The sequence below is a fragment of the Hutsoniella sourekii ATCC 700629 genome (assembly GCF_000518205.1).
Lineage (GTDB): Bacteria > Bacillota > Bacilli > Lactobacillales > Aerococcaceae > Hutsoniella > Hutsoniella sourekii.
The window spans coordinates 78,530-101,112 of the sequence record NZ_JADD01000004.1; the positions used below are offsets into that span (position 1 = coordinate 78,530).

The window sequence follows — 22,583 nt, forward strand, 5'->3', positions numbered from 1 at the left end:
TGACTTATATGAATAATCCAAGTGTAAGTAGAAACCTAAAAAAATTTCAAAAAAAAGCTGGATTACCTCAAATTAATCTTCATTCTTTAAGACATACCCATTGTTCACTACTCTTTGAAGCAGGTGTTGGAATGGAAGTTGTTAAAGAACGATTGGGTCACTCAAATATTGAAACCACAATGGATGTTTACACTCATGTAACAACTAAAAGACATGAGGACACAGCAAGAATTTTTGCTGAAAGCATGGAGATCTCATAACTCGTGACTCTACTTATTAGTTCTCCAATTGTTCCATTAAAAGATTAAAAAATAGAGATGAAAGTGGCTACCAATTGATAATCAGGTGGCTACTAAATGGCTACTATCACCGTCAATTCATAGCTATTCATAGCAAATTGACTATAAATAAAAAGGCTTCATATCAAGCTTTAAAGCTGATAGAAACCTGTAGAAAACTAAATATGGAGATGAGGGGAATTGAACCCCTGTCCAGACACCTCGATCACCGGTGAATCTACGCCAATAGTCATCTCTATTTAATATTTAATTGATGATTAGCCGATTAACAAGGCTTCATCATCAACGAGTCTGATTGTCTTCTTCCAGCTCCTCCAGACGGAAGGAGTTTGGCGTATCCCACTAATTTGAGACTGGTTATCCGGTACATGGGCGATACCGGGCCAATCTTCGCCCGCAGGTTTTACGCTGCTAAAGCGAAATTATTGTTTGTTTTTGCAGTTATATTTAACTGTAGCGTTTTTAGGAAGACGCTGCCTTCCTGGCGCATCACTGGCTCGTCAGTGCCTGTCGAAACCAGAGCATCCCCGTATTTATCTATTCTACCATCTTAGATTATTTAGTCAAGAATATCGCTTGAGAAAGCATAGGACAAGTTTTACTTCTAACAATGATTTAGAAGTAAAACTTGTCTACTCTTGCCTTATTTATTTGCTGGTTCCTCGCTTAACAAAGCGGTGAGGCAAGATAACATGATGTTCATCAATATCTTCCTTGCCCATTACCTTGGTTAATAACCGCATCGCTACTGCTCCTATATCATATAGGGGAGATTCAATGGATGATAATTCTGGACGCGTTAACTTAGTCACAATGGTATTTTGGCTGGTAATAATTTCAAAATCATCCGGAATTTGAATTCCACGATCGATAGCTTCATTAAGAATAGAAGCCGCCATTTGATCGTCAACAGTGACCAGACCCGTAACACCCAGGTCTAACAGACTATCCAATAATTCAGCTGCTTCATTGATCTTGAAGTCACCTTGTAAGACATAGTCACTATTATAGCTTTCTCCTTGATCAGCAATAGCTTGCTTGAATCCGTCAACTCGTACCTGACTTACATAGTATTCGGCTGGTCCAGTTAGTAAGGCCACCTTGCGTCCCCGGTCCAAGAGTTCTTTTGTTATTTCGTAAGTGGCTGCTTGATAATCAATATTCACTGAATAACCATCTTCATACTTATCTGCCATAGTTCCGGCAAATACCACTGGAACATTCGAGCGAGAAATTTCTTTAACGAAGTCCTCTTCGACACTATCGCCCATATATACGATCCCGTCTACTTGATTAGCTTCTAGCGACTGGAAAACTTTAGTTTTGCGTTCGGTATTCTCGTCTGAATTAGCCATGAGAATGGTATAACGATACATGGCCGCAATATCATCAATCCCACGAGCTAGAGTTGAATAAAATAAGTTCGTTACACTTGGAATAATCACACCCACGGTTGTTGTCCGCTTGCTAGCAAGTCCACGAGCTACCGCATTGGGCCGGTAATTTAACCGATCAATCACTTCTGATACTTTTTGTCTTGTGCTTGGTTTTACATTGGGATTGCCATTAACAACACGAGAGACAGTGGCCATAGACACACCGGCCTCACGGGCAACGTCATAAATTGTTATTGTTTGTTTTTCCACTAGACCACCTCAATCTTTAATAAAATAATGGACAAATCAACTTTAGCATATAAAAGCTGGATATGCAAGCGCTTTATACATGTCTAAATGCTATTCGTATCACTATTCATTGAAAACTTTCTCTATTTTCAATTATCGATTCGATTGTTCGTGTTTGTTCCAAAAATTAGAAAAAACAGACCCAATTCAATGGGTCTGCTTAAAGTTAATTAGGATTTTATCATTATTTTTTTAAATCTTTTTTAACTTCATCTTTAGTATCTTTGACATCTTCTTTTGCTTGTTTAGCATCTTCTTTAACTTTATCGGCGCCCTCTTTGACATCTTCTTTGACCTTGTCCGCTTGATCTTTGGCTTGGCCTTTAATTTCTTTGGCGTCTTCTTTTACATTTTCAGCTTCTTCTTTAACGTCCGCTTCTGCTGTTTGAGCTTGTTGGTTAGCTTCTTCACTAATAACATCCATTGATTCTTGAGCAGATTCTTTTAACATTTCGCCTGCAGCCTGTGCGTCAGCTCCAAAACGTTTCGCTTCAGCTACAATGGTATCCTTTAAAGTTCCAGCTTCTTCTGATACATGACCCGCTGTTTCAGCAACTGAGTCCATGGTTTGGCTCATGTTGGCCTTGATATCATCCCATTGGTGACCAGCTTCTTCAGCACGGTCATTAATGTTAGACTTGAACTGGTCAGCTGAATACTTCAAGTTCACCTTAATATCTTCAGCTGTCTCAGCTGCATGATCATAGAACTCAACACCACGTTCAACAGCATAATCACGGTAATCATTAGCTGTAACTAATAAATCTTCAATTTCTTCACTAATATCTTCTCTTAATTCACGGCCAGATTTAGGCGCATAGAGTAGTGCTAGAAGTCCACCAATTGAAGCTCCGAAAAGTGCACCTAGGAAAAATTTACCATTATTATCATTTCTACTCATTACAATTCCTCTTTTCTAAAAAATATCTTACTTAATTTTGATTTCGCCAGCAGTATTAGATGATTGTGCTTGGCGATATTTGGCTAAACTTGATGATGTCTCATTGACAGATTTAACCGGATGTCTGTCTGGTCTTTGACGTCTTTGACGACGCTCTCGTCTTCTAGCTAATCTCTCTTCTCTTCTTCGGTCTTTTTCAGCTTGGACTTGTACATCTGTCTCAGTCACAGGTTGACTAGCTGTCAAATCCTCAACTTGGCTTGGACCTTCAACACTGCCTACCTCAGTAGCTGGGGATGGATTGGCTACATCCTCCCGCGCTGTTAAAGACTTGCCAGCCTTAGAGATTACTTTCGAAGACTGAATAAACTTATCAAGTGGCGATGACTTTCTCTTAGTCGAGTTGCCAATTCCTTCCAAGAGGTTGATGGTCATCTTCTTAGTTGACTCGTTTAAGTCAGAAACCGTCACACCTAATTCACCGATAGCCACAAATAATGGATCCGTCTTACCTAACTTACCATTAACATCATCCACCAAACTATTAGCCTTATTCAAGAGACCTTCAACCTCTATCGAGAGGTTATCAACATCTTTGGTTACAACGTCTAAGGTCCTGTTGACCCTTTGGACCGTCTCTTGAAGATCAGTCATAATTTGGGACAATTTAGATAAATTCAAGCAGATAAAAACAACTAATCCTACAAAGGCTAAGGCTGCAATCATTCCTGCTAATCCACCCAAAGTCATAGTGCGGCTTCACTCCCTTACTCTTATAATATAAGTAAAATATACCATGATTAAGGCGTTTTCACAAATGTTTGACCTTGAAATCAATATTTTTATGAAAATTTTTCTTAAATCGTCCAGTTTGGGTTTTAGGTCCTGTTTTGCTATAGTTGATTTATATTAATAATGAGGTGATAAAATGCAAACAATCGATCCAATTTTTGGACAAATGAATATTTATCAATTGATATCTGGTTTTTTCCCGGATGAGTGGAATGACGGTTTTATTAATCTAGCTACCATCATGATTCAAATCATTCTTGTGAGTTTATTGACTTGGATCTTGAGAAGAATCGTGATGAATGTTTTTGATAGTGAATTTTCAATTAAATTAAGTAACCGCAACATTGATTTTTCTACCCAAAGAGCTCAAACTATTACTGCACTGTTAAGAAATGCCTTTAATTATTTAATCTACTTCTTCTACGGTTATACCGTCCTACAAATTCTAGGCGTTCCCATTGGCACACTTCTAGCTGGGGCTGGGATTGCTGGTGTGGCCATTGGTCTTGGAGCCAAAGATCTTATCACTGATATTGTCAATGGCTTCTTTATCATTTTTGAGAATCAATTTGAAGTGGGAGACTTGGTTGAATTACCTCAAGAAAACATATCCGGTACGGTTACAAATGTTGGTATTCGTACCTTGGAACTGGAGGCTGCCTCCGGAGAGGTCTACTATATTCCCAACGGGGATATCTCCATTGTCAACAATCAAAGTCGGGGCAACCGTCAAATTAATATCGAAATTCCGATCCACGATGGAACTAATTTTCCAGACCTTGAGCGTGTGATGCGGGAGACAACTGACCAGATCCACCGAGACTACAAAGATATCTTAGCGCAAGAGCCTAATATTTTGGGTGTGATTCGTGGGGATGACCAGACTTTTAATTATCGTGTTAGTTTTGTAATGGATAATTCCCTGCAATTCCAAAAGAATTCGGAGTTCTATGGAATCTTCTTTAAGGCCTTGCAAGACAATAATATCAGCTTTAGAAGTTCAATCTATGATGATGTGGAATAAATTTTATACCATACGGGGTATTTTTTGTTGACATTTATGAGATATGGATTATAATACGATTAACAATTAATAAAAGGAGGCCTCATCATGATTCCATTCACACTGAATAATATGAATAGCTGGCAAGGCTGGCATAGGTAGGTTGTAGACTTGGACATGTCCATGGATACAGCCCAGTTTATACTGCAGACTGTATCTATGAGGCCCCAGTTACGGACCCCGTAGATCTTATCTTACGACTATGGGGTTCTTTTTTGTACCCTATAGTCTGTCAATCCAGTAAAGGAGTACAAAAAATGAAAAAATTAATTCAATTAATATTAGTTATTGCCCTATCTCTTGGTCTAATTCCTGCTTCAGCTGCTCGGGCAGAAGCTCCGAAACCCTTGAAAGCCGCTATTGTGACCTTCGTCTCCCACCCTTCCCTGGATACGATTGTCCAAGGAATCCATGAAGGACTTGAAGAAGCGGGTTACAAGGAAGGCGACAACCTAACCACTGACTTCTATAATGCCAATGGAGATATCAATCTACTAAGTTCTATCGCTGATCAAGCCATTGAAGGTAAGCCAGATATTATCTATGCTGTGACAACACCTGTTGCCCTTGCCTTCCAAGCGGCTAAGACCGATATCCCTGTTGTCTTTACAGGGGTCACTGACCCACTTGGAGCAGGCTTGGTTGATAGCTTAGAAGAACCGGGTGCTAATTTATCTGGTATCAGCAACTATGTCTCTCTGGACCAACAGTTTGAACTGGTAAAAAAATTAACCCCTGATGCCAAAAAAGTCGGATTCCTCTATAAGACTAGCGAAGACAGTGCCTTATCCGAAGTTGAAGAAGCCAGTGAAGTAGCTAAGAAGTATGGCTTAGATAGTGAAATTGCCGGTATCAGTTCTACCAATGAGATGCAGATGGTAGCAGAAGATCTAGCCAGTAAAGTGGATGTCATCTATGTGGGATCTGATAATTTAATTGCAGCTGCCTTTGATTCCTTGCTGGACGCCACTGATAAAGACCAAGTGCCAGTCTACTCTTCCGTTGAATTGATGATCGGACAAGGTGCTCTAGCTGGAGCGGCTATTGAAGAGATTAGCTTGGGACACTTGGCCGTTAAATTCGGTGAGGAAGTCTTAGCCGGAGATGATATTGCTAAGAAGCCAGTTCAATTTATTGATGACCTAACAGTGATAGTTAACCAAGACACTGCCGACCGTTTAGCAATCAAGGTACCCGAAGGATTGGCTGAAGTGACCGTCAATACTAATAATTAAGACCCACTTGTCTCAAGTAACTAGCTAGCTAACTTAAATCATTCCATTAAAATAACCGTTTCACCTGTAAAGACTGATGACCTTCAGGTGAAACGGTTATTTATTAATCATTCACTGGAAAATGCCGGTTTAAATCTTTCAACAATTCTCCCGCCTCATTATAAAAGTCGACACTCACTTCTTGATCATCAACTGATACAATTGCGTAAGTTGTATAAGGAACGGGACCTCGGGAATGGTTCAAACTACCAGGATTGACAATATAGACCCCATCCACATATTCAGCCTTTAATACATGAGAATGCCCATGGAAGGCAAAGCAACAGTCAGCTTCCTTAGCTGCCCTTAAGATCTCGTCGTGACCTGAATTAACCCCGTGACGGTGACCGTGGGCCAAGAAAACTTTACCAACGGGTGTTTCAATCACCTGAGTGGCTGGGTAGCCCGGATCGAAATCCATATTTCCAGTAACTGAGCCATCCACTAGCTCCCAAATTGGATCGTCACTAGCAAATTCAGAGTCACCCGTGTGAAAGATATAATCGACCTGAGGTCGTAAGTTTGACACTAAATCCCAGACTAGAGGCCATCGACCATGATTATCACTCATAACTAAGAATTTCATCTCTATCTTCCCTTTCCTATTATTCGACTAGCCATGCTTTTAATTGGGGAACCAGCGCTTGGAGGGCACGGCTTCGGTGACTGACTTGGTTCTTCTCGCTGGCAGATAATTGGCCGAAGCTCTTATCTAACGGTGGATAATAGAACAAGGGATCGTAACCAAATCCCCCCTCACCCAAAGCTTCTTCAAGAATATATCCAGAGACTTGTCCTTCTACTACTAATGACTCTTTGTGAGGGCTCGCGACAACTAGACAAGTGACAAAGTGAGCGGTTCGTTCTTCCTTTGGCTTGCCAGCTAATTCAGCTAATAGCTTGGCATTGTTAGCAGCATCCGATTTTTCAGGTCCGGCATAGCGAGCAGAATAAACCCCTGGTTGACCATTAAGAGCATCTACCATTAGTCCTGAATCATCAGCTAAGACCATTTTTTGGGTCAAGCGACTGATTCCCTCTGCCTTTAATCGCGCATTGGCTTCAAAGCTGGTTCCTGTTTCTTCAATTTCGGGTAGATCTGGATAATCTAGTAAAGAATAAACATCAATATCTAAGTCCTTGAGTAAATATTTGAATTCATCCACTTTACCTGGATTATGACTGGCAATTAGTAATTCCATTAGCATCAAGCTCCTCCTATATTTATTTCACTAACTTGAACGTCTTCAAGAGCTAACCATTGACTGGCCAGTCTGGCAAAAGCTAGGGGATCTCCACTGGTATAATAAAGGTCCTCCCCCTGCCTTTCCTCAGCTAGCAAGTCTAGATCCTTTAACTGATTGGCAAGTTCTTGGATAGTATTAACCCCTGGATCAACCAAGCTTACAGCTGAACCCATATATTTTTGGATCGGTTGGCTCAATAAGGGAAAATGGGTACAGCCCAGGATCAGACTATCAACGCCAGCCTGCTTGATTGGTTCAAGTTGACTGGCAACCAAAGAGTCCACCTTAACCCCACTTAATTGACCCGACTCCACTAAGTCTACCAAGTGAGGACAAGCCTTTTCATAAATTATAATATCAGGGTCAAGAGCTTTGATTTTCTGCGGATAGACCTGACTTTCAATGGTGCCTCTAGTAGCAATGAGACCCATCTTTTTGTTCTGGGTGGTTTGAACAGCTGCTTCCACTCCACCATCTATAACTCCAAGAATCGGGATATCCCACCGCTTGACCAAGCTATCTAGGGCAGCGACCGTACCTGTATTACAAGCTACAACAATTGCCTTGACGCCCTCTTCAATTAGAAAGTCAGCCAGTTGATGGATCATAACTTCAACTTGTGATAGCTCTTGATTGCCATAAGGAGCACGAGCATTATCACCAAAATACAATAAAGTCTCTAAAGGTAGGAGACGCTTTAACTCTTTGGCAAGACTTAAACCGCCATATCCTGAATCAATTAACCCAATGGCTTGATTATTCATTCTATTCCCCCTTAAATGATAACCAGCTAGAATCAATCTAGCTGGTTCAAGTCTTATAAATAATTTTTTCTTAGTTCATCACCAGATTTAGCAGATAACCAAGCTGGCGCAACATCTAGGATTGAGTGTGCACCATACAATTCTAATTGCTTCATTCGCTGACTCGCACGCGCTAAGGCTACTAAGACACTGGCAGTGAATTCAGGGTTCGAATCCAGTGTCAAGTTGAATTCATAGACTTGATTGTGTTCCAACTTCTCACCGGTTTGACCGGATCGAATAACAAAGCCACCATGTGGCATGGTTGTATGATCTGCCTTAAATGTGGCTTCATCAATAAAATTCACTTGAGTCTGGTAATCAGCAAAGTAACCAGGCATGGTAACAATTTCTTGTTCAATAGCCTGCTTATCGGCTCCTTCTTCGATCACTAGGTAGACTTCTCTTTGATGCTTATCGCCGGTCGTCAGCTCGGGTCCTAAACCTTGTCTGACTTGATCGATTGCCTCTTGAGAAGGAATGGTATATTGGACTGCGTATTTAACCCCTTGAATTCGACGAACAGCGTCAGAGTGGCCTTGACTTAAGCCTTTGCCCCAGAAGGTATAGGTTTCACCTTGAGCTAGAACAGCGTCTGCAATCACCCGATTCAAGGAGAATAAGCCAGGATCCCAGCCCCCAGAAATAATAGCTACATGCTGGTGTTGGTTAGCTACTTGATCTACGCTAGCAAAATGCTCAGGAATCTTAGAGTGGTTGTCAAAGCTATCAACCACGTCAAAGTATTGAGCGTATTCAGGCGTCTGCTGCGGTAAATCTGTTGCTGACCCGCCACATAGAATCATGACATCGATCTGATCTTGATAATTGATTGCCTGGTCTGCAAAGTCAACCTTGACTTTAGAATTAACTGGCTGAACGCCCTCAGATCCTCGGCGCGAGAAGATAGCAATTAGTTCCATGTCTTCTTGTTGGTTAATGGCTAATTCAACCCCGCGACCCAAGTTACCGTATCCCATAATTCCTACTCTTATTTTATTGTTCATCGTTTTACTCTTTCTATTCTTGATCTAGTGTCTGCCAAGTCGTTGCTTCGATAAATCCGGTCATGGATGAAGGATTGGCCTCATTGAATTGACTAAAGTTAAAGGCTGTCAAGTAATTGATCGCCTGGTCTTCAGGTGTAATACTCGATAGATAAACACTTTCTAACTTTAAGGTCTTCTTATTGATATAATAATCAACAAAATACTTAGCTTCTGGCCGATCTAAATGCGATAGATCCAGCGAACCAGCTAGGGTCTGTAATCCTTTGAGTCCGTTCTTCATCTCCTCGCGGAAAATATAATGTTCTTGCTCATTATGACGGTCGCTTGAAGTTTCAATTTCTTCTAAGGAACTTCTAAACTCGACAAATCGATTAACAAACTGCGGATAATAAGCAATCGAGTGGGTCTCAGTGACTGACTGATCCTCTTGCTTGATTAATTGGCCATCCTTTTCTAGAGAAACTTGGTCCATGTTTCCATCGGAGTCGACCTGACCCCATACAGCTAGATGCAATTGGTCCATCCAATAGTTACCTAACTGGACTTGTTGGCTTTCTGCTTGGTCAGACTCCCCTTTGATGTGGTAAACATAGGTTTCGCCATAAGTTAATGCCGATGTCGGGTTGGCTTCTAGGAAAGCTTCATTAAAGCCGTCCGAAGATGGGGCCACATCCAAGGCTTCTGGCTCGGCATTGGTATCCACCTCAACGGATGATTCTCCGTCTGTTACTTGTCCGGTCACCTTAAATGATGAGGATTGACCCAAGTCTTCAATATTACCAGTAATCACGGCTTCTTGAATCAAGCCAGATTCAGTATTAATTTGATAATCAATCGATAAATCTACTTGTGCCTTTGGTGATAAGGCTACAGGTAAGTCCAACAGATAAGGAAGGCTTTGAATAATTTGGCTATCCTGCACTTGCTTTCTGACATCGCTCACACCTGACTCATCTACTTCCACTTGCCAAGTGTTGGCATCTTCAACCAGTAATCGAACGATTGAGAAATAGTTGATTGGTGTTCGACTCGAATTTTCTCTCTTCACCCAGGATCCCTGGTTCATCTGATGATAGTTCTCGTCGCCTTTATAATAGAAATTTTCTTGGGAGCTTGAATCGCCTGCTTGGTTGGTCTGATTGATCAAGTATTGCCCTAGAATCCGCTGATCCTTGGAATCAACATATTTCTCCTGGTTGGACTGGATGCGAGTATAAGTTTGATCATTCAGGGTGAATTCTTCTCGGATCTCCATTTGAATATCTGCAATTTCTTCTAATTGCTTAGAAACTTGGTTACTTAATTCAGCATATTCCATTCGCTCGCTGGTTAATGATTCATATTCACCAGATTCTAATAAAATTGGATCGCCACCTACGGTGGGTCGGTTGTTACTTTGACTACTACATGCCCCGAGTAGAGTGATACTAGCAAGGAGCAGGACTGATGCTTTAATAGACCTCATATTATCCCTCTTTCTATATACTAAACCATTATAAACTATGTTTTAATAATCTACAAACAGATTTGTATGACCAAAGTTTGTCATTTAATCCTAAAAAACCAACCCAGTCTGAAACTAAGCGTTATCAGAGCGGGTTGGGAATATTTTTTACTTAATCAATTTTAATGATTCAAATTTTCTTGTTTAAATAATCGGAAGGATTGTTTCAGGGTGGCTATTAGCCCCTTGTCACTGGTAATCAGACTATTTGTCTTATAGAACAAAATAGCGACCCAAGTCAAGGCAACTAAGAATAGAATAGAAACGATCAGAGAAATAAAGAGTTGAAGATTCCCAACCGAGTAGCTAGCCATCCGGAAAGGCATAATCATCGGTGTCCAAATGGGGATAAATGAACAAATCTTCATCACAAGATTATCACCCAATTGACCCCCAAAAATTCCCAAATAAAAACCAGCCATAGCAATAAAGATAATCGGCGTTAGGAACTTATTGGCATCTTCCGTCCGAGTGACTAATGATCCGATAAATGCAGACAGGACCGTGTAAATGGCAATGCCTAAAAAGACAAAGACTATTGTCCAGATAAGCATTGGCCCAATCCCATTTAATAAGTCACTCAAGTTAACATCCGGAATAAAAGGCAAGGCCGTTAAACTGGATAATTTGTCAAATATTTCAGGATCTCTCAAAAAGTAAAAGGCTCCTAGTCCAACCAAAACGTAAAAGCCTAGATGAGTTAAAATCACCAGACCAATGCCGATCATTTTGCCTAAGAAATGATCGCGAGCGCTCATACTGGATAAGATAATCTCCATGATGCGCGAACCCTTCTCAGTAGCAAATTCCACTGAGATAATCGAGCTATAAGAGGCTATAAAGATAAAGACCATAAAACAAGCTACAAAGGCTACCCCCATCCGCACAGCTTCCTTGAGTTGGCTAGATTCTTCTTCAACCAATTCTCCTTCTTTATTAATGGATAGTTCAACCTTCTTAATATTTGGTTTAACATCATTGAGAGTCTGAAAAGCTACCCTTGAAAGCCCAATAGCTTTAGCAATATCAAATTGTTGGTTGGATTTTAAGACGGCTTCAACGGCTTCTAAGTCTAAGGTCTTAGCTGTTTGAAGCTTAACGTATTGGGCGGTGTGGCCTTCTTCTAATTTTAAGTAACCATCAATATCCTTATTCTTTAAGGCTTGACGAGCCTGATCTTCATTAAGATCAAAGACTAAATCCATTTGATCCGCTTCTTCTTGCAAAGCTGATTGAAAGTCTGGATCTGCACCAAGGACTGCTAAGCTACCTTGACTAGCGGCCATTTCAGTTTGATAGGTAAAGTAACCAATCACACCAGCAAAGAGAATAACGAGCACTGGGGCTAGTAACATACTCAAAAAGGCCCAACTTTTAACATTTTTTTGATAGACTTCTTTGGCTACCATCCATCTTTTACTCATTTGATTCACCCACTTTCAAACGGAATATCTCATCCAGGGTCTTAGGAACTTGAGCAAACACAGGTAAGTATTCACCTTGGCTTACAAGGTCAAAAATCTGGGGACCATATTCTTCAGAAGCCAGATTCAACTGGTAGGCTCCGCTGGAAGTTAAATGACAATCTAATACCCCTGGTAAGCCACTGAGTCGCTCTTGATCCCACTGGTCATGTTGAATAATCAAGCGAGTTCTTCCATAGGCTTGTTTAACTTCTGCAATACTACCGTATAAAACCCGCTTCCCAAAATGAACCATGGTCAAATGATCGCATAGTTCTTCCACATTGGTCATATTATGACTAGAGAAGATAATAGCTGATCCTTGGTCTCTTAAATATTTGACCCCTTCCACAAGGTAGGAGGCATTAACAGGATCCAAGCCAGAGAATGGTTCATCGAGAATGATTAACTTGGGCTCATGAATCAAGGTTGCGATGAGTTGAACTTTTTGTTGATTTCCCTTGGACAAGCTCTTAATGGGGTCCGTTGATTTGCCGCGAACGGCAAAGCGGTCTAACCAAGAATCCAACCGATCAATCACATCCGACTTGGCCATTCCCCGAAGTTGAGCAAAATAGATAATCTGCTCCTCCACGGTCATTTTGTCATAGAGGCCTCTTTCCTCAGGTAGATAACCAATCTCATTGAAATGCTTGCTGGATAATTCTTCACCCTTCCACATCACGCGACCCGGACCATCCGTCGATAGAAAACCCAGTATCAATCGAAATAAGGTCGTCTTACCTGACCCGTTCTGTCCGATCATGCCCATAATCGAACCAGGTTCAAGTTCAAAAGACACATCTTGAACGGCTTGAACATCGCCAAAAGATTTACTCAAATGCTCGACTGCTAACATGTCATCCCTCCTTTATTTAAATTATAGTACACCCCTTTATACTAGGCAAATAATTATCTAACTAGCCATTAAAAATATAGCAAAAAAGCAAGAAAATGGTTATCTAATCCCTGACGAAATTGAAAACCTAGCTAGTCTAATTAACTAATGGCTTCAATCAGCGTGGGCACCATCATTTTCTTGCTTATTCTTATGGTTATGTTTGTTTCGGGCTTGAATTAATGACTCTGTTAGAGAATGATCGGTCTTCATCTGCTGGATAAAAGACTTGGACCGAAGACGAATCCCGACATATTCACGGTAAATCAGGTCGGTCAGTTCTTGTAAGTCTCCAATCGTTTGCGGAGCTAGGTCAACTTGGTGAATCTGATCAAGACTAGCATTAGCTAAGAGGATAGCTAAATGGGTCGTCTTAGCAGACTGGTGAAGACGATAGGGATCTTGGCCGAAATGCTTGGCGCACAGAATCCCTTGGTGACGAATAGAGATATCAAAGGGCCCCTCTTGCCCGCGACAAACAGTACACGCCTGCCAGTTAAAATAAATGCCAAAAAATGGTAGTAAAAATAACTCCATATAAATAGACACCACACTGGCTTCAATGCCTTGTTCAATAAGCTTTAATGCCTGCTTCAAGGTTTGGTAAACCTGTATCTGAGGCACATTGTCCTCTAAACTAGCGTCCACTAGTTGACTAATATAAGTCGCGTATGCTTGCTTCTTTAATTCACTTCTCAAAGAGTAGTTACCAGCTAAGGTATTCGCCTCTTGAATAAAGGACAACCCCGTCTCATTAATCGTTCCAATATATTGATTGATAGTCAGGGGTTGCAATTGGGGCTTCAAACGATTAGAGGGACGTTGCATTCCTTTGACAAAGAACATCTTGGTACCAAATTCTGGTGTAAAGATCTTGACTAGCCCATCATAATCTCGATGGGGCCGAGTAAATAGAGGGATCCCCTCAAAACGTTCAGGCATCTTTACACCCCCTTAATTATTAGAATATGTATCCTAATTAGTAATCATCTGGCTTGTAGCCCAAGTCTTGTAACTGAGCTTGTCTAGATCGCCAATCTTTTTGTACTTTTACCCAAAGATTTAGATAAACTTTATTGCCAAGTAATTGTTCGATATCACGTCGGGCCATGCTGCCAATCTTTTTGATCATGGCTCCGCCCTTACCGATAATGATTCCCTTTTGGCTGGAACGCTCAACAATAATCGTCGCATCGATCTCAACTTTGTCATCTTCGTTCCGCTTCATCCGGTCCACTTGCACAGCCACAGAATGGGGAATTTCTTCTCGGGTTAGATGAAGGATTTTCTCCCGAATAAATTCAGAGACAATAAAGTATTCAGGGTGGTCAGAGATCTGGTCTGTTGGGTAGTATTGGGGGCCTTCAGGTAGAATATTCTTAATACCAGCAAGCATGTTATCAACATTGTTACCTTCCGTAGCGGATATCGGATAAATTTCGTCAAAATCATATTCTTCTGTATAAGATTGAATAATTGGCAAGAGTTCATCTGGTGTCACTAGGTCAATCTTATTGATCAGTAAGAAAACCGGTACCTCACTATTACGAATGCGATCAATGACAAAACGGTCGCCTGGACCAATCTTTTCACTGGCATTGACTAAAACTAGTACACAGTCCACGCCTTGAAGCGATGAATACGCAGTCTTTAACATGAATTCTCCAAGGGCATGTTTGGGCTTATGGATGCCCGGAGTGTCCAAGAATACAATTTGTGACTCATTATCTGTATAGACTGCCTGGATACGATTTCTAGTGGTTTGTGCCTTATCTGACATGATGGCAACTTTTTGACCCACTAAGCGATTGAGCAAGGTAGATTTGCCCACATTAGGTCGCCCGATTAAGGCAACAAAACCTGATTTAAAATGCTTATCTTTCATTATTCACCTATTCTCTCTAATTATACGATTAAGAAAACACATACGGAACAAAAATAATGACACCCACAATTGCCACTGCAATAGACAGAACGAGGACAGCGGCAGCAGCCATGTCTTTGGCCTGTTTAGCTAGTGGGTGGCGGGTATTATTACAATACAAGTCCACCGTTTTTTCGATGGCAGAATTAACTAGTTCCATAGCTAAGACCATCCCAATCGAAAGAATTAATAGCAACCATTCGATCCGTGAGACTTGAAAGTAATAGCCCATACTAATCACAATAACCGCCACTAATAATTCGATCCGAAAATTCCGCTCTCCTTTAATGCAGGTTCTGATCCCCTCTATGGCATAAGAAAAGGCTGCTTGAATATCTCGGCAAGTTTTAACGAACCAGTCCATAATCACTCAATATCTTTTCTTGTAGGCTGAACATTTCTTCTTCTTGTTCTGGATTCTGGTGGTCATAGCCATTTAGATGGAGGAAGCCATGGACAGCTAGGAAACCGAGTTCACGCTTGAGCGAATGATTATAATCATCAGCCTGTTCTTGAGCTCTAGGATAGGAAATAATAATATCTCCTAGGTGACGAATCACTTCCATCTCTTCATCTAAGAGATGAGATAAATTCAAGTCGAATTCATCACTCACTTCTTCCAAGGCAAAGCTAAGCACATCTGTGGGTCGGTCTATTTGGCGATACTCTCGATTTAATTGCTGAATTTCATCATTTGAGACAATACTCACATCAACTTCGTCTTGATGATTCAAGCCTAAGTGGTCAGCTGTTAGTTGAATAAGATCCAAAATCACTTGCTTTTCTTCGGATTGTAGATATTGTTGATCATCAATTAATTCAATCTCCATTTGACACCTCTTCTAATCTTTTGGGTACTCAACGCGGGTATGGAACATGGCCACAACATTTTCAAAGAGCGACTCTTTGACGATTTTAAGTTCATTAACGGTTAACTGACAATCAGAAAACTGGTCATCATCTAACTTGTCTTGGATAATACTTTCAATTAAGTTCAAAATTGATTCATTGGTATAAGATTTCAGACTGCGAGAAGCTGCTTCAACAGAATCCGCAATCATTATAATCGCTGCTTCCTTGGTCTGGGGCTTAGGGCCTGGATAGCGGAAATCCGACTCATCCACAGGGCTCTCCCCTTGTCTAGCCTGGTAATAAAAATATTTAACCAAGGTCGTTCCATGATGCTGCTGACAAATGTCTAAGATACTTTGAGGCATATGATTGTCTCTTAGAATTTGATGGCCTTGAATGACATGGTCAATAATAATACGAGCCGACTCCAGGGGCGTCATCATGGTATGAGGAGACTCCATATCTCCCCCCACGTTTTCAGTGAAGAAGAGCGGGTGCTGGGTTTTACCGATGTCATGGTAATAGGAGGCAACCCGAGCTAAGAGGGCGTTGCCACCAATCTCGTTAACAGCATTGGCTGATAAGTTGGCAACCATCATCGAATGGTTATAAGAGCCCGGTGCGGTCTTCAATAGATGCCTTAAGAGTGGATTATTCAAGTTGGCTAGCTGATTTAAGGTTAAGGGAGCGTTCTCAGTAACTAGGGACCGCCAATGAGGATCAACCAACCAATAAATAATAAAGGTAATACTTACACCAATAATAACAAGAGAAACATTGCGAATGCCTTGGTCTCCCAACAAGTTCAAATTCAAAACCACACTCAATATAATGGCACTCAAACCATGCCAAGCCAAGGCTTCTAAATATAAGTCAATGGGACGACGCTTGGCTTCCCGCTTTTGAATAATTAATAAAATAATCAAACTAGACAATAAATAAACAGCAGAAGTTAAGTACAAACTCACTGACCGGTCCATCCGGAAGAGAAGAAATAAACTCAATAAGTTAAAGGATATTACGGCAAAGAGCGTGTAAAGATGTCCAATATGAGGATATAATAACAGAATTATCAAACCAATCGGGAAAACCAACATCGCTTCAGTGAAGCCACTTAACTCAATAATTTGAAAGCCTTTCAAGACTAGATAGCCCAGACCGACTACAAGACTATAAAGTGTGAGATTATAGTTAGCGATAGGAATATCCTTATCCTGCCACTTGAAAAAGTCAGTGAATTGCAACGTTAAGAAGCCAGCATGCAAGACCAGGAAGACAATAAATACAACTAGACTGATCACCGTTGAACTTGAATCCAACAAGCCAAATAAATCCAACTGATAAATAGCCCGTTCATCGATAATATAACCCTCTTGAACAATGATTTGACCTTGAAGGATATAGACTGGTTGCACAGCTTCAGCGGCCGCATCCTGTCGTTTAATGGTCTCTTGCTGAGAATAGACGACTGTGGGAACAATCAGATGGTGCAAGAGACTTTTCATGGTGTCTTTTTGTTCTTGGCGGTAGTTGCGACGGTCAATTTCTGAATCCAATTCATCAAATAATTGGTCCAACTCCCCCGCTTCTAACTCCTTGTCCAAATGTTGGTTAAGTAACTGTTGCAGTTCGTTGATGGTTTGTTGGAAGATCTCTTCATTAACTTGAATCAGAAAAGCAATATCTTCACGCCTAACCGAAGTGCCGAATTGAATTAAGTCGACATCACTGGTCTTAAATACTTCATAGAGATAAACATAGAACTGCTCATTTCTTTGGAGTTGACCAAAAGGAACTTCTTGAATCTTGGTCCGGTCTTGATCAAAAGTTACTTGATCAAAGAAGGTGGTTATTTCTGGGTAACTTTCAATCATCGCTTCAAGATCTTCAGTTGAATATTTATTTTTTCTTATGTCACTAATAATGGTTGACAGCTGACTCAGTAAGTCAAGTTGGTGGTCGCGAATCTTTGGTTGATAAAGGTATGCTGCGGGAACAGCTTCTCTAGCTCTTTTTTGAGCGGCTTCTGTCGCCCTCTCATCAACGATCGTACTAGGAGCTTGGATCGTCGTGTCCGAGACTCGGTTGATTTTGAAGTCATGCTTTTGTGGTTGGACACTGGTATAACCTGTCAGGAATAAGACAAGCGTTAGCGCTAATAAAACTAAATAAAAGTAAATTTTCGCTTTGGGTCCTTGAAGTCTAGCCAACATTTGCTTCATCTTATCCCCTCCTTTAAGTATTGAATGCTGATTAGTTACTGATCTGACTCACTGCGACCATAAGCACGTATAATATCAGCCACCACTGGATGACGAACGACATCAAATTCGTCAAAAGTCACAAATTCAATCCGAGCAATTCCTCTAAGCTTAGCTTGAGCATCAATTAAACCTGATTTAACCCCTCGAGGAAGGTCAATTTGAGTCGCGTCCCCATTAACAATCATCTTAGAGCCAAAACCTAACCGCGTCAAAAACATCTTCATTTGAGCGACGGTGGTATTTTGGGCTTCATCCAAGATGACAAAAGCATCATCCAAGGTCCGCCCTCTCATGTAGGCTAGTGGTGCAATTTCAATTAAACCACGTTCAATCAATCGTTCAGTATGGTCACGACCATAGATTGTATAGAGGGCGTCATAAATTGGACGTAAATAAGGATCCACTTTTTCTTTCAAGTCACCAGGAAGAAATCCTAAGTTCTCCCCTGCTTCAACGGCCGGACGAGTTAGAATGATCCGCTTAACCTTCCCTTCGCGCATAGCTTGAACAGCCATCACAACAGCCAAGAAAGTCTTACCAGTTCCTGCCGGTCCAATGCCAAAGACAACGTCGTGATGCTTGACTGCACGCGTATACTTGAGTTGTCCGAAGTTCTTAGCCCGTACAGCTACCCCTTCGTTGGTTCGACCAATTATTTCATCATAAAGACTTTGAAAATGATCAAGTGTCCCTTCTTGAGCCATCTTAATGCCAGTCATGATGTCCATGGTCTTAATGGTCATCCCCGCTTGAAGCAATTGAACCAATTGGTTCATTAGGTCCTTAGTCAAATCAACTGCCTCAGGCGCTCCAGTTAAGGTGATCACTTCACCCCTATTGGTAATCTTAACGTCCAGATTCTCTTCAAATAAAGGCACATTCTTATCATGGCTACCCAATAGAACCATTAACCAGTCTGGATTCGTTACAATGACCTGTTGACTAACTAATTGTTTATCGTTCAAATGTGACGCTCCTTTGTATAGTTTTAGATACTTTCTTAAAGCATACTTTAGCATATTATCGCCTAAATTTAAACCAGATTCACTCCCCTTTACTAATTCTTACATTAGATGGAATAAGCTCTAGGGATTGATTTGGCATTAAGCGCTTTTATTGATACTATTAAAATAGCACATTTTCTTCTAATTTAGAAAATCGAAAGGATAGTGATCTAGCTTATGATTGAATTTGATCGAGTCTCTAAAGTATATCCCGGCCAAGTGGTTGCGATTGAAGAGACTAGCTTTGAAATAAAGGAAGGTGAATTTGTCTGCTTTATTGGTCGGTCTGGATCCGGTAAGACGACTGCCTTAAGGATGATCAACCGGATGCATGACCCAAGCTCTGGACAAATATTGATCAATGGCAAAGCTACCACCAGCATGAATGCAGTAGAACTAAGGCGTCAGATTGGCTATGTGATTCAGCAAATCGGTCTCATGCCGCATATGACGATCTACGATAATATCGTCACTGTTCCTCGGCTTTTAGGAACCAGTGAAAACGAGTGTCAACGCTTAGCCAAAGAACTCATCAACCGGGTGGAGTTGGACGAAGATTACTTGAAGCGATATCCCGCAGAGTTATCTGGCGGCCAGCAACAACGTATCGGGGTTATTCGTGCTCTAGCGGCTAATCCTAAGATTGTCTTGATGGATGAACCCTTTGGCGCCCTGGATCCTTTGACACGAACTTCTTTACAGCATTTGGTTAAAGATTTGCAAAAAGAAACCAAAGCGACCTTCGTATTTGTCACCCACGACATGGATGAAGCCTTGGAATTAGCCGATCGGATTGCCATCTGGCACCATGGGAAACTGATTCAATACGATACGCCTGAAAATATTATTCAGTCACCAGCAAATGACTATGTTCGTCAATTCTTAGGCGAGGACCGGGTCCTACAGGCCAAGACTCATGCGCTTAAGGTTAAGGAAATCATGAACCCTAACCCCTTGACCATTACCCCTAACAAAACTTTACAGGCCGCTTTAAAATCCATGCGCGATAACCGGGTGGACAGCCTTTTTGTTATTGATGACAACCAGCGCCTCTTAGGTAGAATAGCGGTCCAAGATATTACAAATGCTAATAGCATTAGTCAGTCTGTTAATGAAGTAATGAACCGTGATATTCCACTGGTGAAAGAAAACATGTTACTGCAAAACATATTACAACCCATTCTAAAGGGCGCCCAAGTAAATGTGCCGGTGGTTAATGATCGTGGCCAACTCACTGGACTGGTCACGCGTACCAGCTTAGTGAATCTCGTTTATGAGACTGTCTGGGGCGATGACCCAGAAGCCTTACTTGATAAGTTAGATCAAGGAGGCGATTAGTTTTGGCTGCATTTTTGACTAATCACTTCAATGAGATTCTAAGATTATTAATCGAACACATTGTCTTGTCATTAACGGCTCTATGTATTGCCTGTCTGATTGCTATACCTGCCGGCATCTTATTAACGAGATGGCCCAATTTAGCAGAAAAAGTGATCAACTTTGTTTCCATTCTTCAAACAATTCCAACTCTCGCCTTGTTGGCCTTGATGATTCCCTTTTTTGGGGTGGGTAAGTTACCTGCCATCATCGCCCTCTGTCTCTATGCCTTGATGCCAATCTTAAGAAATACTTACCTCGGAATGCAGTCGGTAGACGCTAATACGCTCGATGCGGCTAAGGGCATGGGCATGACCCGCCAACAAGTCATTTGGAAGGTCCAAGTTCCCTTGGCCATTCCGGTTATTATGGCCGGTGTTCGGCTATCTGCAGTCTATGTTATCGCATGGACCACGCTCGCTGCTTATATCGGCGGTGGCGGTCTAGGCGAGATGATCTTCAATGGGTTGAACTTGTTTAGACCCGACCTGATCTTAGGAGGAACCATCCCGGTCACTTGCCTGGCATTATTAGTAGACTTCTTGATGGCTCGCTTAGAAACATGGAGTCAACCTAAACTTCATTCTCAGGAGGGATCTTATGAATAAGCTCGTTCGACTGCTGATTCTCTTAGTCAGTGTGCTAAGCCTGAGCGCTTGTCAATTGCCCGGCTTAGCCAGTGGCGGAAGTGGCGACCAAATATCGGTCGTTAGTTTGGGATCAACAGAAGCTGAAATTATGGGATATATCAACAAGTACTTAATTGAACATTACATTCCAACCCGTGTTAATCACGTAACCAATATGGGTTCTTCCAGCATGAGTCATGCGGCCATGCTCAATGGCGATGCTAACATTGCCTCGGTCCGCTATACAGGTACTAGTTTAACTGGGGAGTTAGGGCTTCCTGCAACCAGTGATACCGACAAAGCCTTTAAAACAGTAGTTGAAGGTTTCGCTAATCGCTTCCAACAGAAGTTCTACCCATCTTATGGTTTTGCCAATACCTATGCCTTTATGGTTAGAAGGCAAGATGCCGAGGAAAAAGGTCTAAGTAAGGTCAGTGACCTGGAACCCTATGCCCAGCATATAAGAGTAGGTGTCGATAATTCTTGGATCCACCGTCCTGGCGATGGCTATCAGGGTTTCATCGATACCTATGGCTTTGGTTTCGATAATCTCTATCCGATGGTTATTGGCTTAGTTTATACGGCTATTGCCAATCAAGAAGTGGACGTGGTCTTAGGTTATTCAACTGATGGTCGTATTATCTCTGAAGACCTAGTGGTTCTTGAAGATGACCGAGACCTCTTCCCGCCCTACGATGCTAGCCCGGTCGCCTCTTACCAGATCTTAGAAAGATACCCAGAGTTAGACGCTATTTTAAGTAAACTCATTGGTGAGATTTCTAATGAAGATATGCAGCGACTGAACTTTACGGCTGATAATTATTTATTGGAACCAGCGACAGTCGCTCGCGAATGGTTGATCAAGAATAATTATTTTGAAGACAAGGAGCCTTACCTTGAACCGGTGCGAAAGGAGTTAGATAACCTTGACTGATATGACTCAATTATCTTTAATTCAACAGATTTTACAATACTATGAAGAAAATACCGCCTATCTAATCGCTCAGTTTATCCAACATCTTTTGATGGCCGTTTACGGAACGCTATTTTCTGCCCTTTTGGCTGTACCCCTAGGTTTCTATATCGCCAAAAGACCTAAACTTGCCCAGTATGTCATCGGCCTAGCCAATGTCATCCAAACGGTTCCTTCGCTTGCCTTATTATCTGTCGTCATGTTAGTGATGGGATTAGGAAGCAACTTGGTAGTCTTAACAATATTCTTGTATTCACTCTTGCCTATCCTACGTAATACCGTAGCCGGTGTTAATAGCGTGCCCGCTGATTTGATTGATGTGGGACGAGGAATGGGGATGACCAAGTGGCAAGTAATCAGAAAAGTAGAACTCCCCCTAGCCATGCCGGTTATTATGGGCGGATTGAGAACTGCTTTTATTACGGCTATTGGTATTGCGACTATTGGTACCTTTGTTGGTGCTGGGGGACTCGGGTCTGTTTTAACAAGAGGAATTAATGCTTCAGACGCTAGTTCGATTATTATCGCGGGTGTGATTCCAATTGCCTTGATGTCCATAACCGCCGATTGGTTATTGGGCAAGGTTGAAAAACAATTCCTACCAAGAAGTCATTAAAAGGA

The 22,583-nt window shown here is 41.5% G+C and carries 23 protein-coding genes and 1 other RNA gene; 7 read left to right on the plus strand and 17 right to left on the minus strand.

What is annotated here, in order from left to right; all coding sequences use genetic code 11:
* The first annotated feature begins 8 nt into the window (after window positions 1–8).
* Window positions 9–260: a site-specific integrase gene (locus T408_RS12265; RefSeq protein ID WP_051444704.1), complete on the plus strand. Its 252-nt coding sequence runs from the start codon at window positions 9–11 to the stop codon at window positions 258–260.
* Window positions 261–461: 201 nt separating this feature from the next.
* Here T408_RS12265 and ssrA read toward each other — a convergent pair.
* From ssrA to T408_RS10425, 4 genes are all read right to left on the minus strand, one after another.
* Window positions 462–828: a transfer-messenger RNA gene (gene ssrA / locus T408_RS11940) on the minus strand.
* 118 nt (window positions 829–946) lie between these two features.
* Entirely contained in the window at window positions 947–1,945 is a 999-nt protein-coding gene (locus T408_RS0101030; RefSeq protein WP_028118295.1) for a substrate-binding domain-containing protein, read from the minus strand.
* Between the two features lie 223 nt (window positions 1,946–2,168).
* Complete coding sequence (locus T408_RS12045) at window positions 2,169–2,885, minus strand: YtxH domain-containing protein (protein WP_051444705.1); 717 nt, start codon at window positions 2,883–2,885, stop codon at window positions 2,169–2,171.
* A 27-nt stretch (window positions 2,886–2,912) separates the two neighbouring features.
* Complete coding sequence (locus T408_RS10425; protein ID WP_084543854.1) at window positions 2,913–3,635, minus strand: DUF948 domain-containing protein; 723 nt, start codon at window positions 3,633–3,635, stop codon at window positions 2,913–2,915.
* 178 nt (window positions 3,636–3,813) lie between these two features.
* Here T408_RS10425 and T408_RS10430 point away from each other — a divergent pair, with 178 nt between their 5' ends.
* Window positions 3,814–4,701, plus strand: a complete 888-nt coding sequence (locus tag T408_RS10430) for a mechanosensitive ion channel family protein (protein WP_051444706.1) — start codon at window positions 3,814–3,816, stop codon at window positions 4,699–4,701.
* A 296-nt stretch (window positions 4,702–4,997) separates the two neighbouring features.
* Entirely contained in the window at window positions 4,998–5,975 is a 978-nt protein-coding gene (locus T408_RS0101050) for an ABC transporter substrate-binding protein (RefSeq protein ID WP_028118296.1), read from the plus strand.
* Between the two features lie 103 nt (window positions 5,976–6,078).
* Here the strand turns inward: T408_RS0101050 and T408_RS0101055 are convergent, their stop codons facing one another.
* The 13 genes from T408_RS0101055 to T408_RS0101115 all read right to left on the minus strand — a co-directional run bounded on the left by T408_RS0101055 (window position 6,079) and on the right by T408_RS0101115 (window position 18,944).
* Window positions 6,079–6,600, minus strand: a complete 522-nt coding sequence (locus T408_RS0101055) for a YfcE family phosphodiesterase (RefSeq protein ID WP_028118297.1) — start codon at window positions 6,598–6,600, stop codon at window positions 6,079–6,081.
* A 19-nt stretch (window positions 6,601–6,619) separates the two neighbouring features.
* Window positions 6,620–7,222, minus strand: coding sequence for an XTP/dITP diphosphatase (locus tag T408_RS0101060; protein ID WP_028118298.1), 603 nt, complete (start codon window positions 7,220–7,222; stop codon window positions 6,620–6,622).
* Window positions 7,222–8,025 (minus strand): glutamate racemase, encoded by an 804-nt coding sequence (gene murI, locus T408_RS0101065; RefSeq protein ID WP_028118299.1) that lies wholly within the window; start codon window positions 8,023–8,025, stop codon window positions 7,222–7,224. The genes T408_RS0101060 and murI overlap by 1 nt, the downstream gene beginning before the upstream one ends.
* Before the next feature lie 53 nt (window positions 8,026–8,078).
* A complete protein-coding gene (locus T408_RS0101070) occupies window positions 8,079–9,071 on the minus strand; it encodes a diaminopimelate dehydrogenase (RefSeq protein WP_028118300.1) in 993 nt (330 codons plus the stop codon).
* A gap of 13 nt (window positions 9,072–9,084) precedes the next feature.
* On the minus strand, window positions 9,085–10,539 hold the full coding sequence (locus T408_RS0101075; protein ID WP_028118301.1) for a hypothetical protein: 1,455 nt from the start codon (window positions 10,537–10,539) through the stop codon (window positions 9,085–9,087).
* A 161-nt stretch (window positions 10,540–10,700) separates the two neighbouring features.
* A complete protein-coding gene (locus T408_RS0101080; protein ID WP_028118302.1) occupies window positions 10,701–12,002 on the minus strand; it encodes an ABC transporter permease in 1,302 nt (433 codons plus the stop codon).
* Window positions 11,995–12,900, minus strand: a complete 906-nt coding sequence (locus tag T408_RS0101085; protein ID WP_028118303.1) for an ABC transporter ATP-binding protein — start codon at window positions 12,898–12,900, stop codon at window positions 11,995–11,997. Before T408_RS0101085 ends, T408_RS0101080 begins: the two co-directional genes overlap by 8 nt.
* Window positions 12,901–13,053: 153 nt before the next feature.
* Window positions 13,054–13,881, minus strand: a complete 828-nt coding sequence (gene recO, locus T408_RS10435) for a DNA repair protein RecO (protein ID WP_051444707.1) — start codon at window positions 13,879–13,881, stop codon at window positions 13,054–13,056.
* A gap of 37 nt (window positions 13,882–13,918) precedes the next feature.
* Window positions 13,919–14,824 carry a GTPase Era gene (gene era / locus T408_RS0101095; protein WP_028118304.1) on the minus strand — a complete coding sequence of 302 codons (906 nt, stop codon included), beginning with the start codon at window positions 14,822–14,824 and terminating at the stop codon, window positions 13,919–13,921.
* 28 nt (window positions 14,825–14,852) lie between these two features.
* Window positions 14,853–15,227: a diacylglycerol kinase family protein gene (locus T408_RS0101100; protein ID WP_028118305.1), complete on the minus strand. Its 375-nt coding sequence runs from the start codon at window positions 15,225–15,227 to the stop codon at window positions 14,853–14,855.
* Window positions 15,211–15,693 carry an rRNA maturation RNase YbeY gene (ybeY, locus tag T408_RS0101105; RefSeq protein WP_028118306.1) on the minus strand — a complete coding sequence of 161 codons (483 nt, stop codon included), beginning with the start codon at window positions 15,691–15,693 and terminating at the stop codon, window positions 15,211–15,213. Before ybeY ends, T408_RS0101100 begins: the two co-directional genes overlap by 17 nt.
* A 12-nt stretch (window positions 15,694–15,705) precedes the next feature.
* A complete protein-coding gene (locus T408_RS0101110) occupies window positions 15,706–17,937 on the minus strand; it encodes an HD family phosphohydrolase (protein WP_028118307.1) in 2,232 nt (743 codons plus the stop codon).
* Between the two features lie 35 nt (window positions 17,938–17,972).
* Complete coding sequence (locus T408_RS0101115) at window positions 17,973–18,944, minus strand: PhoH family protein (RefSeq protein ID WP_035419688.1); 972 nt, start codon at window positions 18,942–18,944, stop codon at window positions 17,973–17,975.
* A gap of 216 nt (window positions 18,945–19,160) precedes the next feature.
* Here T408_RS0101115 and T408_RS0101120 point away from each other — a divergent pair, with 216 nt between their 5' ends.
* Genes T408_RS0101120 through T408_RS0101135 form a run of 4 tightly spaced genes read left to right on the plus strand, consistent with a single transcriptional unit; the run spans window position 19,161 to window position 22,578 of the window.
* Window positions 19,161–20,321 carry an ABC transporter ATP-binding protein gene (locus T408_RS0101120; RefSeq protein WP_028118309.1) on the plus strand — a complete coding sequence of 387 codons (1,161 nt, stop codon included), beginning with the start codon at window positions 19,161–19,163 and terminating at the stop codon, window positions 20,319–20,321.
* A 2-nt stretch (window positions 20,322–20,323) separates the two neighbouring features.
* Window positions 20,324–20,968, plus strand: coding sequence for an ABC transporter permease (locus tag T408_RS0101125; RefSeq protein WP_028118310.1), 645 nt, complete (start codon window positions 20,324–20,326; stop codon window positions 20,966–20,968).
* Window positions 20,961–21,923: an osmoprotectant ABC transporter substrate-binding protein gene (locus T408_RS0101130; protein ID WP_028118311.1), complete on the plus strand. Its 963-nt coding sequence runs from the start codon at window positions 20,961–20,963 to the stop codon at window positions 21,921–21,923. The genes T408_RS0101125 and T408_RS0101130 overlap by 8 nt, the downstream gene beginning before the upstream one ends.
* The gene (locus T408_RS0101135) at window positions 21,916–22,578 is read left to right on the plus strand and encodes an ABC transporter permease (RefSeq protein WP_028118312.1); all 663 of its coding nucleotides are present in this window, start codon (window positions 21,916–21,918) and stop codon (window positions 22,576–22,578) included. The genes T408_RS0101130 and T408_RS0101135 overlap by 8 nt, the downstream gene beginning before the upstream one ends.
* The last annotated feature ends 5 nt before the right edge of the window (window positions 22,579–22,583 follow it).

Excerpts from the sequence above, each read along its gene's own strand:
- T408_RS0101075 (WP_028118301.1), bottom strand. The coding sequence starts at position 10,539 with ATGAGGTCTATTAAAGCATCAGTCCTGCTCCTTGCTAGTATCACTCTA.
- recO (WP_051444707.1), bottom strand. The coding sequence starts at position 13,881 with ATGCCTGAACGTTTTGAGGGGATCCCTCTATTTACTCGGCCCCATCGA.
- T408_RS0101110 (WP_028118307.1), bottom strand. The coding sequence starts at position 17,937 with ATGAAGCAAATGTTGGCTAGACTTCAAGGACCCAAAGCGAAAATTTAC.
- T408_RS0101085 (WP_028118303.1), bottom strand. The coding sequence starts at position 12,900 with ATGTTAGCAGTCGAGCATTTGAGTAAATCTTTTGGCGATGTTCAAGCC.
- T408_RS0101130 (WP_028118311.1), top strand. The coding sequence starts at position 20,961 with ATGAATAAGCTCGTTCGACTGCTGATTCTCTTAGTCAGTGTGCTAAGC.
- T408_RS0101100 (WP_028118305.1), bottom strand. The coding sequence starts at position 15,227 with ATGGACTGGTTCGTTAAAACTTGCCGAGATATTCAAGCAGCCTTTTCT.
- T408_RS10430 (WP_051444706.1), top strand. The coding sequence starts at position 3,814 with ATGCAAACAATCGATCCAATTTTTGGACAAATGAATATTTATCAATTG.
- T408_RS0101070 (WP_028118300.1), bottom strand. The coding sequence starts at position 9,071 with ATGAACAATAAAATAAGAGTAGGAATTATGGGATACGGTAACTTGGGT.
- murI (WP_028118299.1), bottom strand. The coding sequence starts at position 8,025 with ATGAATAATCAAGCCATTGGGTTAATTGATTCAGGATATGGCGGTTTA.
- T408_RS10425 (WP_084543854.1), bottom strand. The coding sequence starts at position 3,635 with ATGACTTTGGGTGGATTAGCAGGAATGATTGCAGCCTTAGCCTTTGTA.
- T408_RS12045 (WP_051444705.1), bottom strand. The coding sequence starts at position 2,885 with ATGAGTAGAAATGATAATAATGGTAAATTTTTCCTAGGTGCACTTTTC.
- T408_RS0101080 (WP_028118302.1), bottom strand. The coding sequence starts at position 12,002 with ATGAGTAAAAGATGGATGGTAGCCAAAGAAGTCTATCAAAAAAATGTT.
- T408_RS0101050 (WP_028118296.1), top strand. The coding sequence starts at position 4,998 with ATGAAAAAATTAATTCAATTAATATTAGTTATTGCCCTATCTCTTGGT.
- ybeY (WP_028118306.1), bottom strand. The coding sequence starts at position 15,693 with ATGGAGATTGAATTAATTGATGATCAACAATATCTACAATCCGAAGAA.
- T408_RS0101060 (WP_028118298.1), bottom strand. The coding sequence starts at position 7,222 with ATGCTAATGGAATTACTAATTGCCAGTCATAATCCAGGTAAAGTGGAT.
- era (WP_028118304.1), bottom strand. The coding sequence starts at position 14,824 with ATGAAAGATAAGCATTTTAAATCAGGTTTTGTTGCCTTAATCGGGCGA.
- T408_RS0101120 (WP_028118309.1), top strand. The coding sequence starts at position 19,161 with ATGATTGAATTTGATCGAGTCTCTAAAGTATATCCCGGCCAAGTGGTT.
- T408_RS12265 (WP_051444704.1), top strand. The coding sequence starts at position 9 with ATGAATAATCCAAGTGTAAGTAGAAACCTAAAAAAATTTCAAAAAAAA.
- T408_RS0101055 (WP_028118297.1), bottom strand. The coding sequence starts at position 6,600 with ATGAAATTCTTAGTTATGAGTGATAATCATGGTCGATGGCCTCTAGTC.